The 15218-nt window shown below is 72.3% G+C and carries 16 protein-coding genes; 12 read left to right on the forward strand and 4 right to left on the reverse strand.

Translation table 11 applies throughout. The features are described from left to right. On the forward strand, positions 1 to 97 hold a 97-nt coding region (gene pspAB, locus LQ326_RS48810), incomplete at its 5' end, for a PspA-associated protein PspAB (RefSeq protein WP_434056961.1). Between the two features lie 8 nt (positions 98 to 105). Here pspAB and LQ326_RS29395 read toward each other — a convergent pair. Beyond that, complete coding sequence (locus LQ326_RS29395; protein ID WP_234542078.1) at positions 106 to 390, reverse strand: hypothetical protein; 285 nt, start codon at positions 388 to 390, stop codon at positions 106 to 108. Positions 391 to 569: 179 nt separating this feature from the next. Continuing rightward, the gene (locus LQ326_RS29400) at positions 570 to 980 is read right to left on the reverse strand and encodes a hypothetical protein (protein WP_234542079.1); all 411 of its coding nucleotides are present in this window, start codon (positions 978 to 980) and stop codon (positions 570 to 572) included. Between LQ326_RS29400 and LQ326_RS29405 the strand changes: the two genes are divergently transcribed. Next, positions 979 to 2163, forward strand: coding sequence for a winged helix DNA-binding domain-containing protein (locus tag LQ326_RS29405; RefSeq protein WP_234542080.1), 1185 nt, complete (start codon positions 979 to 981; stop codon positions 2161 to 2163). The two genes, LQ326_RS29400 and LQ326_RS29405, sit on opposite strands and share 2 nt — an antisense overlap. Positions 2164 to 2572: 409 nt before the next feature. On the opposite strand, the gene LQ326_RS29410 is transcribed toward LQ326_RS29405, so the two are convergent. Next, positions 2573 to 2893 carry a hypothetical protein gene (locus tag LQ326_RS29410; protein WP_234542081.1) on the reverse strand — a complete coding sequence of 107 codons (321 nt, stop codon included), beginning with the start codon at positions 2891 to 2893 and terminating at the stop codon, positions 2573 to 2575. A gap of 230 nt (positions 2894 to 3123) precedes the next feature. Between LQ326_RS29410 and LQ326_RS29415 the strand changes: the two genes are divergently transcribed. The 8 genes from LQ326_RS29415 (at position 3124) to LQ326_RS29450 (ending at position 11597) form a co-directional block, all read left to right on the forward strand. Further along, positions 3124 to 3492 carry an arsenate reductase family protein gene (locus LQ326_RS29415; protein WP_234542082.1) on the forward strand — a complete coding sequence of 123 codons (369 nt, stop codon included), beginning with the start codon at positions 3124 to 3126 and terminating at the stop codon, positions 3490 to 3492. A 120-nt stretch (positions 3493 to 3612) separates the two neighbouring features. After that, positions 3613 to 4299, forward strand: coding sequence for an SCO2207 family protein (locus tag LQ326_RS29420; RefSeq protein WP_234542083.1), 687 nt, complete (start codon positions 3613 to 3615; stop codon positions 4297 to 4299). A 284-nt stretch (positions 4300 to 4583) separates the two neighbouring features. Further along, the gene (glnII, locus tag LQ326_RS29425) at positions 4584 to 5615 is read left to right on the forward strand and encodes a glutamine synthetase (RefSeq protein ID WP_234542084.1); all 1032 of its coding nucleotides are present in this window, start codon (positions 4584 to 4586) and stop codon (positions 5613 to 5615) included. A gap of 388 nt (positions 5616 to 6003) precedes the next feature. Continuing rightward, positions 6004 to 6585, forward strand: a complete 582-nt coding sequence (locus LQ326_RS29430; RefSeq protein WP_234542085.1) for a winged helix-turn-helix domain-containing protein — start codon at positions 6004 to 6006, stop codon at positions 6583 to 6585. 85 nt (positions 6586 to 6670) lie between these two features. Continuing rightward, on the forward strand, positions 6671 to 7672 hold the full coding sequence (locus LQ326_RS29435; RefSeq protein ID WP_234542086.1) for an NAD-dependent epimerase/dehydratase family protein: 1002 nt from the start codon (positions 6671 to 6673) through the stop codon (positions 7670 to 7672). Positions 7673 to 7996: 324 nt separating this feature from the next. After that, positions 7997 to 9277: a sensor histidine kinase gene (locus LQ326_RS29440; RefSeq protein ID WP_234542087.1), complete on the forward strand. Its 1281-nt coding sequence runs from the start codon at positions 7997 to 7999 to the stop codon at positions 9275 to 9277. After that, a complete protein-coding gene (locus LQ326_RS29445; RefSeq protein ID WP_234542088.1) occupies positions 9262 to 9912 on the forward strand; it encodes a LuxR C-terminal-related transcriptional regulator in 651 nt (216 codons plus the stop codon). Before LQ326_RS29440 ends, LQ326_RS29445 begins: the two co-directional genes overlap by 16 nt. A gap of 173 nt (positions 9913 to 10085) precedes the next feature. Beyond that, the gene (locus LQ326_RS29450; protein ID WP_234542089.1) at positions 10086 to 11597 is read left to right on the forward strand and encodes a DUF1996 domain-containing protein; all 1512 of its coding nucleotides are present in this window, start codon (positions 10086 to 10088) and stop codon (positions 11595 to 11597) included. Positions 11598 to 11703: 106 nt separating this feature from the next. On the opposite strand, the gene LQ326_RS29455 is transcribed toward LQ326_RS29450, so the two are convergent. Further along, positions 11704 to 12111 carry a hypothetical protein gene (locus LQ326_RS29455; RefSeq protein ID WP_234542090.1) on the reverse strand — a complete coding sequence of 136 codons (408 nt, stop codon included), beginning with the start codon at positions 12109 to 12111 and terminating at the stop codon, positions 11704 to 11706. Between the two features lie 153 nt (positions 12112 to 12264). Here LQ326_RS29455 and LQ326_RS29460 point away from each other — a divergent pair, with 153 nt between their 5' ends. Both LQ326_RS29460 and LQ326_RS29465 read left to right on the forward strand, forming a co-directional pair. Further along, positions 12265 to 14193 (forward strand): hypothetical protein, encoded by a 1929-nt coding sequence (locus LQ326_RS29460; protein ID WP_234542091.1) that lies wholly within the window; start codon positions 12265 to 12267, stop codon positions 14191 to 14193. A gap of 330 nt (positions 14194 to 14523) precedes the next feature. Beyond that, positions 14524 to 15213 (forward strand): TetR/AcrR family transcriptional regulator, encoded by a 690-nt coding sequence (locus LQ326_RS29465; protein WP_234542092.1) that lies wholly within the window; start codon positions 14524 to 14526, stop codon positions 15211 to 15213. Positions 15214 to 15218: the final 5 nt, after the last annotated feature.

Here is a 15218-nt window from a genome sequence, read left to right on the forward strand (position 1 = left end):
ACTGGAGCTGCAGGTGAAGGCGGCGCTCGCGAGCGACCTGCGCGTCGAGCAGGACCTCAGCCGCTGGTTCCCGGTCTGGGGTGCCCCCGGCCTCTGACCGGCCGGCTACTTCCCCTTCTCGTTCTGCTGGCGACGGAACTCCAGGGGGCGCTCGCGGCGGTAGCGGCGCTCCCACTTGGCCTGCTGGTCACGGCGGTCGCGGTACGTCTTGTAGTCGCCCGCCGTGCCCCCTCCCCCGCCGGACGGACCGCCCGACGAGGAGGCCGACGACGAGCCCCGCCCGTACTGCACGTACAGGAAGAGCAGGACGACGGCGGCGAGCCACCAGGTGTGGTTGCCGAATCCGAGGATGACCAGGACGACGGTTCCGGACAGGACGATGGTGCCCATGACGGGCCTCCGTGGCGTGGGTGTGTGAGCGGTCGACGGATCCGACGGCACACGACGCTGGGGACGGGCGGCCGTCCGTCGGTGCGCGGCAGTGTAGTCCCGGCTTCCGGGGGCGCGGCCCGCCCTTCGGAAAGCGGTGGTGGACCCCTCCGCAACGCGTCTCCAGCGTAGGGAGCCGGTCACGCGCCGTGCATCCCGTTTTCGTGCGGGCACACCCGCCGGTACGCCTGGCGCGCCGCACCCGCCCCGGAGGCGCTGCGCCGCCGCGCGGGCCGGGCGGTGCTCGCGGTGCCGGGACGGACGCGGTGACCCCGCCGCAAGTCACGACGGCCGTCCAGGACGCCCCGCGCACCCGGTCCCGGTACACCCGCCTGGAACTCCCGGACGCCCAGCACCGTCTGGGCCTCTGGTTCCGCGATCACCCGGACGACCGGCGGGAGTTCGTCACGACGCTGCTGGACCACCACGGCCGGCCCGGAGCGGACGGCTCGGACCCCCGCCCCGGCTCCCGGCCTGCCGCGGACGGCGAGCAGGTGATTGTCAGTGGCGTCGGGCAGGATGCGGTCAGGAATCCACGGGGAGGTCGGCATGAGCGGCGGGCAACGGCACATCGGGGTGGCGGAGCGGCGGGCCCGGCTGGCGGAGCGCCACCTGTTGGCGGACACCGCGCGGGCGACGGCGCCGGAGGAGGTCGCCGAGGCGCTGGTGGCGCTGCACGGCTCGGATCCGGCGACGGTGTACCTGGCGGTGGGGGCGCGGCTGGCCGAGGCGGCGAAGACCGTGCCGGAGACGGAGCGGGCCCTGTACGAGGACCGCACCCTGGTGCGGATGCACGGCATGCGGCACACGGTGTTCGTCTTCCCCGCGGAGCTCACGGCGGTCGTGCACGCCTCGACGGGCCTGACGGTGGCCGCCCGCGAGCGCGCCGCGCTGCTGAAGGACATGGCGCGGGCCGGTGCCCCGGACGCGGCCTGGCTCGCGGAGGTCGAGTCCTCGGCGCTGGCCGCGCTGGCCCGGCTCGGCCAGGCGACGGCGACGGAACTGGCGGCCGCCGAACCACGCCTGCGCGAGCGGTTCGCGTACGCCGAGGGCAAGAGCTACGAGGGCGTACACACCGTCTCCACGCGCCTGTTGCGGGTCCTGGGCGTGGAGGGCAAGGTGGTGCGGGGCCGTCCGCTGGGCTCCTGGACGTCGAGCCAGTTCCGCTGGGCACCGGCGCCCGACCATCCGGAGCTGGCGGACGCGCAGGCCCAGGCGGCCCTGCTGAACCGCTGGCTGTACGCCTGCGGGCCGGCCACCGAGGCGGACCTCAAGTGGTGGACGGGGTGGCGGGTGACGGAGGTCCGCCGGGCGCTGACCGCGATCGGAGCGCGGCCGGTGACGCTGGACGAGGGCGGCACGGGGTACGTGACGGCCGAGGACCTGCCGGCGGTCGCCGAGCCGTCCCGCCCCTGGGCGGCCCTCCTCCCCGCCCTCGACCCGACGGCCATGGCGTGGCAGCAGCGGGACTGGTACCTGCCGCCGGAGCTCCGGCCGCTTCTCTTCGACCGAAGCGGCAACGTGGGGCCGACGGTGTGGTGGAACGGGCTGGTGGTGGGTGGCTGGGCGCAGCGCCGGGACGGCGAGATCGTCTGGCGGATCCTCGATCCCGGCATCCGAAGAGAGGCCGAGCAGGCGGTCGCGGCGGAGGCGGAGCGGCTGCGCGGATGGGTGGGCGCCGCGAAGGTCACACCACGCTTCCGGACACCGGTGGAACGGGAGTTGACCGGGTGAGCGGCCCCCCAGGCTGAAAGGACGCGGCTGGGCAGCGCCCCGCCCAGGGGCGCGAGGAGCTGCGCGAACAACCCACACCGACCCACAGCCGGACCACGAGAGGCACCACCCCGCCCAGGGGCGCGAGGAACTGCGCGAGCAACCCACACCGACCCACAGCCGCACCGCGAGAGGCACCACCCCGCCCAGGGGCGCGAGGAACTGCGCGAGCAACCCACACCGACCCACAGCCGCACCGCGAGAGGCACCACCCCGCCCAGGGGCGCGAGGAACTGCGCGAGCAACCCACACCGACCCACAGCCGGACCACGAGGGGCCGCCCACCCGGTGCGGGGGCCTGGGGGCGGCAGCCCCCGGCCGGGAAAGCGCCGGGCGCCGCCGCAGGTACACGGCGCCCGGCACCACCGGCTCAACGCGAATAGCGCATCAGGGCCCGCACCATGTGGCACGTCGTGTCCGACGGCGGGTGGACGCCGATGCTCTCCGCCGTGCTCCGTATCGTCTCGTTCCGGGCCTGCCGCGGCAGATGGACACCGGAGTCGAGCAGGGCGATGGCGAGGCGCATGGCCTTCAGACGGCGGTTGTGTGTGACATACCACTCGCGTGGCCGCCCGGCCGGCAACGGGCGCTTCTCCACGGGCGCGTACGGCGAGTCGAACAGGACCGCACGCTTCGCGGTGGACTGGGTCGGCAGGGGCTTCGGCTTCGGCTTCAGTGCGGCAGCGGGCACAGGCATCCTCCTGTCGCGGTCAGAGGGCCACCGGACGCCCCGGCGACTCTCTCGAACACTGCCTCCAGTGTACCGGCCGGCACTGACAACGAGACAGCCCGCGACTTGGCCGAACGGCCAGGTGGAGATGGGTTTTTCAGGTGGGTCGCGAGGTACGCGAGGGGTTCTCACGGCACCCCCGAAATTCGAACAGAGCACCCCTGGCCGGCGGCTCGCGTACCGTCTTCCGCATGGAGATCTGGATCAACCCGGCCTGCTCGAAGTGCCGCAGCGCGATCAGCCTGCTCGACGCCGAGGGGGCCGACTACACCGTCCGCCGCTACCTGGAGGACGTACCGACCGAGGACGAGATCAGGGCCGTACTCGAACGGCTCGGGCTCGAACCGTGGGACATCACCCGCACCCAGGAGGCGGTCGCCAGGGAACTGGGGATGAAGGAGTGGGCGCGGGACGCGAGCGCGCGCGACCGGTGGATCACGGCCCTCACCGAGCACCCCAGGCTCATCCAGCGACCGATCATCACCGCCGACGACGGCACGGCGGTCGTCGGCCGTACCGACGAGGCGGTACAGGACGCACTGACCAGACGCAAGAGCTGAGCAGCGCTCAACTCCTTTGTGACGCAGGTTACTTCAGCGACTCCTGTAACCGCTGAGTAACGACGTTCGGCATCTCGTACATAGCGGCGTACGCTCCCTCACCCCTTTCAGGAGGCGCGCATGTCGCGCAGGAGAACTCTCGGCGCCAGGAAGACCATCGCACTGCTGGTCGGCGCCGCGGCCGTCGCCGGTGGCGGGGCCTTCGCCCTGGCGTCCACCTCGAACGCCGCGCAGACCCCGCAGAACGCGAAGACGCTGTCGTCGGCCGCGGACTCGACCGTCTGCTCGGGGCTGGCGACGGCCCTCGGCAACAACCAGAAGTTCATCGCCGGACAGCGGGCCGCCCCGGACGCCCAGTCGGCGGCCCGGATCGCCAACCGCGAGGCGGTCATCGAGCAGATCAAGGTCCAGCAGAAGGCGTCCGGTTGCGTCGTTGGGGAGTCGGCTCAGGGCTCCCAGGCGGCGAGCGGTACGCAGACGGGCCAGACCGGGCAGACCGCGACGGCGTCGCCGTCGCGGAGCGCGGCCGCCGGAAGCACCGGGGGCACCGCCGCCTTGGGGCAGCAGGTCTGCAAGGGCTCGACCGTCACGCTCTCCGGTGAGGCCGGCGCACCGGCCGCCTCCAGCAACCAGTTCCCGGCGGGAACCACGCTGAAGGTCACCAACCTGGACAACAACAAGTCCACGACGGTGAAGGTCACGTCGGTCTCCGGCAGCTGCGTGCTGCTCAACAACGCGGCGTTCGAACAGGTCCGGGAGCCCGGCAAGTTCCTGATCCGCCGGGCACTGATCGAGAAGGTCGGCTGACCGGACCACAGGTCCGGGCACGGTCGCCGGCTTTCACGGAGGGAAAGCCGGCGACCGCCATGCCGGGGGCCCGGCACGGCGCCCGAAATAGGCCGGGTACCCAGGCCGCCCGCCCCTCACAACGTGAGTCGCACCACAGAACCACCAGGTAACACCGGGTTCACATCCGAGCAATGATCGGGAAATCGCCTGTTGACAGGCTGCCGGGCAACACCGAGGCGCCCCAGTGCCGTAGCGCCACTGCACCCGCAAGTGCGCCCGACCCACCCCGAAGGATGTGGCCCGTGACCTTCAAGGCTGAGTACATCTGGATCGACGGCACCCAGCCGACGGCCAAGCTGCGTTCGAAGACGAAGATCATAGCGGGCGCCCCCGCCGGTCTGGACGCGCTGCCGATCTGGGGCTTCGACGGGTCGTCCACGAACCAGGCCGAGGGGCACTCCTCGGACCGTGTGCTGAAGCCGGTCTTCACCTGCCCCGACCCGATCCGCGGCGGCGACGACATCCTCGTGCTGTGCGAGGTCCTGGACATCGACTTCACCCCGCACTCCTCCAACACGCGTGCCGCGCTGGTCGAGGTCGCCGAGAAGTTCGCCGCCCAGGAGCCGATCTTCGGGATCGAGCAGGAGTACACCTTCTTCGACGGGTCCCGCCCGCTGGGCTTCCCCGAGGGCGGCTTCCCGGCTCCCCAGGGCGGCTACTACTGCGGCGTCGGCGCCGACGAGATCTTCGGCCGCGAGATCGTCGAGGCGCACCTGGACAACTGCCTGAAGGCGGGGCTCGCGATCTCCGGCATCAACGCCGAGGTCATGCCCGGCCAGTGGGAGTTCCAGGTCGGCCCGGTCTCGCCGCTGGAGGTCTCCGACCACCTGTGGGTGGCCCGCTGGCTGCTCTACCGCACCGCCGAGGACTTCGGCGTCTCCGCCACCCTCGACCCGAAGCCGGTCAAGGGCGACTGGAACGGCGCCGGCGCGCACACCAACTTCTCCACCAAGGCGATGCGCGAGGGCTACGACGCGATCATCACCGCGTGCGAGTCGCTCGGTGAGGGCTCCAAGCCGCTCGACCACGTCAAGAACTACGGCGCGGGCATCGACGACCGTCTGACCGGTCTGCACGAGACCGCCCCGTGGGACAAGTACTCCTACGGCGTCTCCAACCGCGGTGCCTCGGTCCGTATCCCGTGGCAGGTCGAGAAGGACGGCAAGGGCTACATCGAGGACCGCCGCCCGAACGCCAACGTCGACCCGTACGTCGTGACCCGGCTGATCGTCGACACCTGCTGCTCCGCCCTGGACAAGGCCGGCCAGGTCTGATCCGCGGACGACTGTCCCGAAGGGGCGCCCACCGTGCGGTGGGCGCCCCTTCGGCATGCGGCGGGCGACGCCGGTGGCACGCCGAGGAGCGTCCCAAGCAGTGAGAGGAGAGTCCTGTTTCCCGGCTGTGTCTGCTTCAATGGGCGCATGGTCGGCATCCAGAAGTGCAGCGCGACAGGTCGCCAGGACCTCGAGCCGTTCTGGCCTTCCCGTCAGCACCACGACTTCGACCGGGTGTGTTGCCGCGCGACGAACGCGCAGGCCCTCTAAAGCCGTACACCCCGGCCTTCGGCCAGCGCGGAAAGCAGTACGTCCCCGGCGCGCCCGACCACGAGTCGCGGCCGTCGTCCCGACCGACTGACTCCTCGCGCGAAAGAGCTGACGTCTCATGACGACCACTCGTTCTGTCTCCCCCGCCTCCGCCCTGCCCGCTTCCTCGCCCGCCCGGCACCGGCTGCGCGCCGTCGACCGGGACGAGGTCGTGGACATGGCCGGCCTGCTGCCGCCGGGCGCCACCTGGCTGCCCGCCCCGCAGCACGCCCTGCCCGCGCTGCCCGGCCGGCCGCCGATGATCGGCTACCTGGTGCTGGTCCCGGCGGACCAGCGGCCGCCCTTCCTGCCGGTCGCGGTGCCGGACCCGCAGGAGCCGGCCGCGGCACCTCCCGCGACCGGCGCCCGGCCGCTCGTCGCCGTGGACACCGTGGAGCGCACCGCCCAGGTCGACGGGCGCGAACTCGACCTCACCTACCTGGAGTTCGAGCTTCTCGCGCACCTGGTCGCGCATCCGGGCCGGGTGCACACCCGCGACCAGCTGGTCACCACGGTCTGGGGCTACGGCCATGTCGGCGACGGCCGCACGGTCGACGTCCATGTCGCCCGGCTGCGCCGCAAGCTCGGCGCGGAGCACCGCCGGGCGATCCAGACGGTCCGCCGCGTGGGATACAAGTACACCCCGCCGACGGGCCGCTGAGGCCGTCCAGCGGCCGCCGACGGGCCGGTCCGCCCTCGGCTGAACCCGGTGACGCACGCCGCACCCGACGGGCACGATCAGCGGCATGAGGCTTCTGGTGCTGGGCGGTACGGAGTTCGTGGGGCGGGCGGTCGTCGAGGCGGCGCTCGGGCGCGGCTGGGAGGTGACCGTCTTCAACCGGGGCCGCCACCGGCCCCCGGCCGGGGTGCGGTCGCTGCACGGCGACCGCACCGCGCCCGCCGGCCTCACCGCGCTGGCCGACGGCACCGCCTGGGACGCGGTCGTCGACACCTGGTCGGCCGCGCCCCGGGCGGTGCGGGAGACGGCACGGCTGCTGCGGGGCCGTGCCGGACGGTATACGTACGTGTCGAGCTGCTCGGTGTACGACTGGCCGCGTCCGGCCGGATACGCCGAGGACGCGCGGCTGGTGGCGGGGGCGGCGGCCGACGCGGAGGCGACCGAGTACCCGCAGGACAAACTGGGCGGTGAGCTGGCCGCCGTCGAGTCCTTCGGCGCGGACGCCTCCGTGCTCGTGCGGGCCGGGCTGATCCTCGGGCCGTACGAGAACGTCGGCCGGCTGCCGTGGTGGCTGAACCGGATCGCGCGGGGCGGCCCGGTGCTGGCGCCGGGCCCGCACGAGCTGCCCGTGCAGTTCGTGGACGCCCGGGATCTCGCCGAGTGGACCCTCGGGGCGGTCGAACAGAAGCTGTCCGGACCGTACAACCTGGTGAGTCCGCCGGGGCACACCACGATGGGCCGGCTGCTCGAAGCGTGCCGCCGCAGCACCGGCTCGGACGCGGAGCTCCGGTGGACCGGCGCGGAGGTGGTCCTCGGCGCCGGGATCGAGCCGTGGACGCAGTTGCCGGTGTGGGTGCCGGCGGACAGCGAGTTGCACGACGGTGTGCACGGGCTGGACGTGTCGCGGGCGGTGGCGACGGGGCTGCGGTGCCGGCCGGTGGAGGAGACGGTGGCCGACACGTGGGAGTGGCTGCGGGGCCTTGGCGGTGCGGCACCGGTACGGCCGGGGATCGGGCTCGACCCCGATGTCGAAGCGGGGGTGCTTGGGGTTCCGTTGGGAGGGGTCTGATCTTGGCTGCGGACCGGTGGGGGCCGGTCGCGCCCACGCGGCGGAGCCGCCTGTCGACAACAGCCCCGCGCCCCTTCAGGGCGCTGCCTGAAGCCCCGTAAGGGGCGCGGGGCTGTGTCAATATGCGGCTCCGCCGCGTGGGCGCGACCAGCCACGACGGCGCCGCAGACGGCAGACGGCAGACGGCAGACGGCAGACGGCAGACGGCATGGCGCAGCACTTCCAGCCGAGCGCTCAAAGCTCCCGTGGTGTATCCAGCACCACCCCCTGACATGGGGCTTCGGGCCAGTGACCCCCGCTCGGCCGGCCGGACAGACTGACGGCATGACGACGAACACGAACAGCGGGAGCTTCCGGACCAGGGCACGGGAGGTGCTGCTCGCCGCAGTGCGGGGGCTGGTGCTGGCGTTGGTGATTCTGCCGCTGTCGGTGCTCTGCATCACGTTGACCGCGGTCTCGGTCTCGCTGATCCCGATCGGGGTGGGGATCGTCACCACGCCCTGGGTCCTGGACGGGGTCCGGGAGGTGGCGGACGTGCGGCGGCGGCTGGCGTACGAGTGGTGCGGGGTGCGGATCCGGTCGGCGTACCGGGCGCTCCCGGCGGACGCCAACCCGTGGGCCAGGACCTTCGGGATGCTGCGCGACCCGCAGGTCGGCAGGGACGTGCTGTGGCTGTTCACGGACATGACGGCCGGGTTCGTGACCGCGCTGCTGCCGGCGGTGCTGCTGTTCTATCCGTTCGAGGGGTTCGCGGTGGCCGCCGGGCTGTGGCGGGTGCTCACCCTCGGCGGCACCTACTGGTACGGCTTCGTGCCGGTCACCGGCCAGGCCACCGCGTTCGGCGCCGCGGCCACCGCCGCCGTCCTGCTGGTCGGCGCCTGGCACCTGTGCCCGCGGCTGCTGACCGCCCACTTCCGGCTGACCCGCGCGGTCCTCGACCCCGGGAAGGGCGAACTCGCCGAGCGGGTAAAGGTGCTGACGGAGACCCGGAAGGACGCGGTGGACACGTCGGCGGCCGAGCTGCGCCGGATCGAGCGGGATCTGCACGACGGGGCGCAGGCCCGGCTGGTCGCCATGGGGATGGACCTCGGGACGATCGAGATGCTTCTGGACAAGGATCCTGAGAAAGCCAGGCAGTTGCTCGCGCAGACCCGGCGGGCCTCCGTGGAGGCGCTGGGCGAGCTGCGGGACCTGGTGCGGGGCATCCATCCGCCGGTGCTGGCCGAGCGCGGGCTCGGGGACGCCGTACGGGCGCTGGCGCTGCGGCTGCCGGTGCCGGCCGAGGTGACGGTGGAGCTGCCGGGGCGGGCGGACGCGCCGGTGGAGTCGGCCGCGTACTTCGCGGTGAGCGAGGTGCTGACCAACGCGGTCAAGCACTCCGGTGCCGACCGGATCTGGGTGGATCTGCACCACGTGCCGGACGGCGGCGGCATGCTGCGGATCTCGGTCACCGACCACGGCAGGGGCGGCGCGGTGATCGGTGCCGGGTCGGGGCTCGCCGGGGTGGAGCGGCGGCTGGGTACATTCGACGGCGTCCTGGCCGTCAGCAGCCCCGCGGGCGGCCCCACCATGGTCACGATGGAGATTCCGTGCGCGTTGTCCTAGCCGAGGACCTGTTCCTGCTCCGCGACGGGCTGGTCCGGCTGCTGGAGGCCTACGGCTTCGAGATCGCGGCGGCCGTCGAGTCCGGCCCCGAACTCACGCGGGCACTGGCCGATCTGGAGCCGGACGTGGCCGTGGTGGACGTACGGCTGCCGCCCACGCACACCGACGAGGGGCTGCAGTGCGCGCTCCGGGCGCGGCGGGCGAGACCGGGGCTGCCGGTGCTGGTGCTCTCCCAGCACGTGGAGCAGCTGTACGCGCGCGAGCTGCTGGCGGACGGCACCGGCGGGGTGGGGTACCTGCTGAAGGACCGGGTGTTCGACGCGGAGCAGTTCGTGGACGCCGTACGGCGGGTCGCGGCGGGCGGTACGGCCATGGACCCGCAGGTGATCCAGCAGTTGCTGTCCCGGCGGGCCGACGACCGGCCGCTGGGGAGGCTGACGCCGCGGGAGGCGGAGGTCCTGGAGCTGATGGCGCAGGGCCGGTCCAACGCGGCGATCGCCGCACAGCTCGTCGTCACGGAACGGGCCATCGCGAAGCACACCTCCAACATCTTCGCCAAACTGGGACTTGAGGTGTCGGACGATGACAATCGGCGCGTCCTGGCGGTGCTCGCGTACCTTGACCGCGACCGCTGATTTTCCAGAAATCGCCCTGCTCAAACGGCGGTTGCGCCCCAAGCGCGTAACAAATCTCTGAGCAATCCATGAGGCGGCTGAACACATCTGAGGCGCAGCGCGTATGAATGGACGCCGCTTCACTCCTGTCGGGCGCCTCGATGCTGCCCCGCCAAGGAAGTCAGAGGAGTTCCATGGGACGCAACATACGCAAACGCCGTTCGCCGCTGGCCGTCAAGGCCATAGCCGCATCGGCAGCCATAGCGCTCGGCGGGGGCGGGCTGCTCTGGGCACAGATGAACGCTTCGGCGCACGAGTCGAACAACTCGGCCCAGAACTACACGAAGGCCGCCGCCGCGACGGTGGCGACCATCTCCTGCCCCGACGTCGGCCAGAAGCTGACGAGCGTGCCGGACAAGGCCAAGCAGGGGGTGGCGGCGGAACTGGCGAACCTCGACAAGCAGATCACCGAGGCCTACTCCAGGCTCGCCTCCACCCGCCAGGCGCAGGCGAACGACGCCAACTTCGTGCAGAACGCGATCGTCGGCCCCCTGAAGGAGAAGCGGGCCGCCACGATCGACCGGATCAGGATCGACATCACGCGGGTCGGCGGCACCTTCGACGGCTCGCTCGCGCAGCTGGCCGCCTGCACCACGCAGACCACCAACCAGACCACCGCCGGCCAGGGCAACAACAACGGCGGGCAGAACAACAACGGGAACAACGGCCAGGCCAGTGCCGCCCCGAGCGCCGGCGCCAGCGCGCCGGCGAACATCGGCGGGCAGGCCGGCAACGGTCCGGTCGCGGCCGACTTCGTGGACATCACGAAGGTCGCGCCGAACGTCCAGGCCAAACCGCAGAAGAGCGGCCAGGCCTCGACCGGTTCCTTCACCACCCGCTGCGGTGTGAACGCGAACAAGAACCACAACACCGACAACGTCATCGTGGCGCCCGGCGTGACCAACGGCGCGCACCACGAGCACGACTACGTAGGCAACCAGAAGGTCAACGCGTTCTCGACGAACAACTCGCTGCTGGCCGCCCCCTCCAGCTGCCAGAACCAGAGTGACCTCTCGGCGTACTACTGGCCGGTCGTGCGTGAGCAGGACGGCTCGCAGGAGTTCGACGCCAACGCGCTCGGCGGTGGCAAGGAGGGCAACGTCGGCAAGATCCTGACGCCGGTCCAGGCGCAGATCAAGTACGTCGGCAGCCCGGCCAGCAAGGTCACGGCGATGCCCCAGTTCCTGCGCATCATCACCGGTGACGCCAAGACCACCACCAACGGTCTGGCCAACGCCAACGCGCACTGGAGCTGCACCGGCTTCGAGAACAAGGTCCAGCTGACGACGCAGTACCCGATCTGCCCGCAGGGCAGCAACGTGGTCCGCACCTTCGCCTTCCAGAGCTGCTGGGACGGCGTGAACGTCGACAGCGCCAACCACCGTACGCACGTGGCCTTCGCGGACCCCGCGAGCGGTGTCTGCCCGAACGGGTTCAAGGCGATCCCGCAGCTGACGATGCGTCTGGTCTACAAGGTGGCCCAGCCGTCCATCGTCAACGGCCAGGTGAAGAACGCCTACGCCGTGGACGGTTTCCCCGAGCAGCTGCACAAGGCGGCCACCGACCACGACGACTTCATCAGCGTCACCAAGAACAACCTGGCTGCCACGATCGCCAACTGCATCAACTCCGGCAAGAGGTGCTAGTGAGGAGCAGCTAGCCGGCAGCGCGAAGGTCGGCGGCACGAAGCGGGCGGTGGGAATCTCCCACCGCCCGCTTCCGTATGTGCCCTGGACTCCGGCGGAGCGGACCTCAGCTGGTGTGCTTGCTGTGGTCGACCCCGATCTCCTCCTCGCCGCCCAGCGTGGTCTGCAGCGCCTTGACGACCTTGTCGGTGCCGACGGCGACCCACTTGCGGCCGACGAGGTAGAAACCGCCGTAGTCCTTCGCGTCGTTGATCCACTCGCGCTGGCCGCGGTCGGTGGCGAAGGTGGCGAAGACGAACTTGCCGGCGGAGACCTTGCAGATGGCCTGGCGGACTTCGTCGGAGTCGATCTGCATGTCCGGGGTGCACTTCACCTTGGCGGCCAGACTCTCCAGGCTGCCGGTCGCGGTGACCGGGATCGCGGCCTCCGCCTTGCCGTCTCCGGATCCGCAGCCCGCCAGCGCCAGTACGGCCACGGCGCCGGCCACGGCGAGCATCGGTCGGGTCAACCTCATCTGTTCCTCCGGTCGCATTGCCGGCCCCGGGTGCCTTCAGGGGGCCCGTCCCCTTCGATACGGCTGCGGGCCGCGAAGCACTCACCTCATGCGGGCACCGCGGTGTCACCTGTGCGGCGGTGACCAACCAACGGGCCGCTCGTTCTTCAGGACGTGCAGTCACAGGATGTAGCCCAGCCTCACGCAGCCGCCTCCACCGGAGCCCCGCATCCGGCCGTCGACGTCGAGCAGGCCGAGGCCGCGCTCGTCGAGCACTATCCACGGCTGGTCCGGCTCGCCTACCTGGTACTGCCACCGGGCCTCGCGCGCGGCCGCCGCGTCCTGACCGCGCACTCCCTGGTCCAGCGGACCCTGCCCCGGGGCCGCCGGCAGGTCCCGGTGATCCCGGCCCAGCCGGACGGACGGAAGGCCGACCCCGGGTACTCCCTCGTCCGCCTCGAAGTGGTGCGTACGGCACTGGAGGCGGGCCGGCCGCTGCGGCTCACCGCGTGGCCCACGCGCGCCCAGCTGCCGCCGCTGCTCCCCCTGGTGTGGGGCCTCAGGCTCTTCCCGCGCTCCGGCGGCGCCGACGAACTCGCCCTGGACCAGCGGCTCGCCGCCCTCTCCGGTGCGGCCCGCGCCGCCTACGCGCTGCGCGGCCTCGAACAGCTTCCCGACGGCGACGTCCGCGAGATCCTCCGGGCGGTCGGCGTCGAGCACCCCGAGGGCGCGCTCGCCGAGGCCAACGGTGTCCCGGCGGAGTACCCGCTGCTCGACTCCCCCGAGTTCGACCCCTGTTCCCTGCAGGCCCGGCCCACCGATCTGATGCGCCGCCGCCGGCACACCAAGGCCACGCTCGCCGCCGCTGCCGCGCTCGCGGTGTGCGGGGCGCTGGTCGCGCTGCCGGGCGGCGGCTGGGGCGCCGACGGCGCGGCCGCCCCGGTGTACGCGCAGAACCCGGCCGCCCGGGCCGCCCTGGACCCGGCCCAGCTGACGAAGGTCCCGGCGACCGTCTGGAAGACCGCCGCACGCACCGACTTCTCGGTCTGGCCGGCCCGCGGCGCCCTCACCGGCGACACCGCGCTGCTGCGCCGCGCCCTCGCCGTCTGGGCCCGGCCCGGCGACAGCGTCCGCGTCTCGGCGACCCCCGGTACCCAGACCGGCGGCCCGGCGGGACCGCCCCAGCTGCTCTACGCGGGTGTGGTCGACGGTGCCCGGGTGGTGATCCTCTACGACGGCCTGCGCATCGCCCGTTACGCCGAACCGGAGGACGGCACCCGGGGCGCGGCCCTGGACCTGGCCCGTGCCGACGGCGCGACCGGCGCGGCGGCGAGCGCCCTGGTGCTCGGCCGCGCCGACGACAACGTCCGTTATCTGACGGCCCCCTGGGTGACCGGGGCGGCCGAGCGGGACCTGATGAAGCCGACCGCGGGGGCGATGGACCTCGGGCTGACCGACGGGGTGACCGGGCCGCTGGCCAGTTCCGCGCTGCGACCGGGGGCGTGCACGTCCTGGAACGTGCTCCAGCTGACCGACGCGGGGGGTGTGCGTCTCTCGACCGACCTGGGCGAACTGGTGCCGGCCCGGCTCACCGCGGGGCGGCCCGGCGGGAGCGGCGAGGCCTCCGGCGCGCAGGGGCTGCGCGACTGGGCGCCGTTCGCCTGCTCGCTGGCCGCGGAGCGGTCGGCCGGGGTGCGCAGTGTCAACGCGTGGGCGTTCGCCGAGCAGCGGCTGCCGGACGCCGGCGGTACCGGGTCGTGGGTGTGCACGCGCGCCGAGACCTGGCGGGGTGACGGGACCATGTCGCTGGCCCAGTTCCGGACGCCGGGCAGCCGGTACGGGGCGGTCGCGGCGAAGGGGGCCGATGTGACCGCCTGCGGTCCGCGTGATCCGCACGTGCTGGCCGGGGTGCTGTGGAAGTCCGGGGGCGGCCGCTGGTACCTGCTGGCCGCGGGCAGCCGCGACACCGCGTCGGTCCGGGCGACCGGCGGGGTCACGGCGTCGGCACAGGGGACGCAGTTGGTGGCGGCGGCGAAGCAGGGGGCGCAGGCCGAGTTGACGGCCACCCTGGAGGACGGGCGGGAGATCAGCGGGTTGCGGTGAGCCCGGCGCCGGGGCCGATCAGCGTGGCGCGCCCCCGAGGGCGCGCTGGTGTGCCGCTGCGGTCCGAGCCACCGATGGCGGCGCCGAAGGAGCGATTTCCGGCCGCTCGCGACGAACCTTCGGCGCCGCCCGCACAGAGCGGCGGAACCCGCGTATTCGAGCGGGAACTCCGGTGCGGCGGGGTGGCCTTGGCGGTTCGGGCACGGAGCGGGCCGACTCGATACTGGTCTGTGCGTCCCGGGCGTGAAATGGGAGACTTGTGCTGGATCTGTGAACGCTCGTGAAGGGTCAGGTCCGTGGGAGGCCGGATCCGATCGGTAAGGTGTCCACATGACAACCGGGGTACGCCGCAGAATGGGAGTCGAGGAGCGTCGGCAGCAGCTGATCGGCGTCGCCCTCGAACTGTTCAGCCGTCGCTCGCCCGACGAGGTCTCCATCGACGAGATAGCCTCGGCCGCCGGCATCTCGCGGCCGCTCGTCTACCACTACTTCCCCGGCAAACTCAGCCTGTACGAGGCCGCGTTGAAGCGTGCCTCGGAGGATCTCGCGGGCCGTTTCGACGAACCCCACGAGGGCCCGCTCGGGGCCAGGCTGCTGCGCGTGATGCGCCGTTTCTTCGACTTCGTCGACGAACACGGACCCGGTTTCGCCGCGTTGATGCGCGGCGGCCCGGCGGTCGGCTCCTCGGCGACCAACGCGCTCATCGACTCCGTACGGCAGGCCGCCTACGAGCAGATCCTCTCCCACCTCGGCATCACCGAGGCCCCGGCCCGTCTCGAACTGGTCGTCCGCTCCTGGATCTCGCTCGCCGAGTCGACGGCACTGATCTGGCTGGACGGGCGGCGGATTCCCCGCGGGGAACTGGAGATCCAGCTCGTCCACGACTTCGCCGCGCTGACGGCGGTCAGCGCGGCGTACGACGGGGAGATGACGGCGCTGGTCAAGCGGATGGTCCGGGACGAACCGGCCGACGGCCCGTTCGCCGACCTGGCCGCGCGGCTGATCGCCCTGGCGGGATAGCCCGG

This window comes from Streptomyces shenzhenensis, from assembly GCF_021462265.1.
Lineage (GTDB): Bacteria > Actinomycetota > Actinomycetes > Streptomycetales > Streptomycetaceae > Streptomyces > Streptomyces shenzhenensis.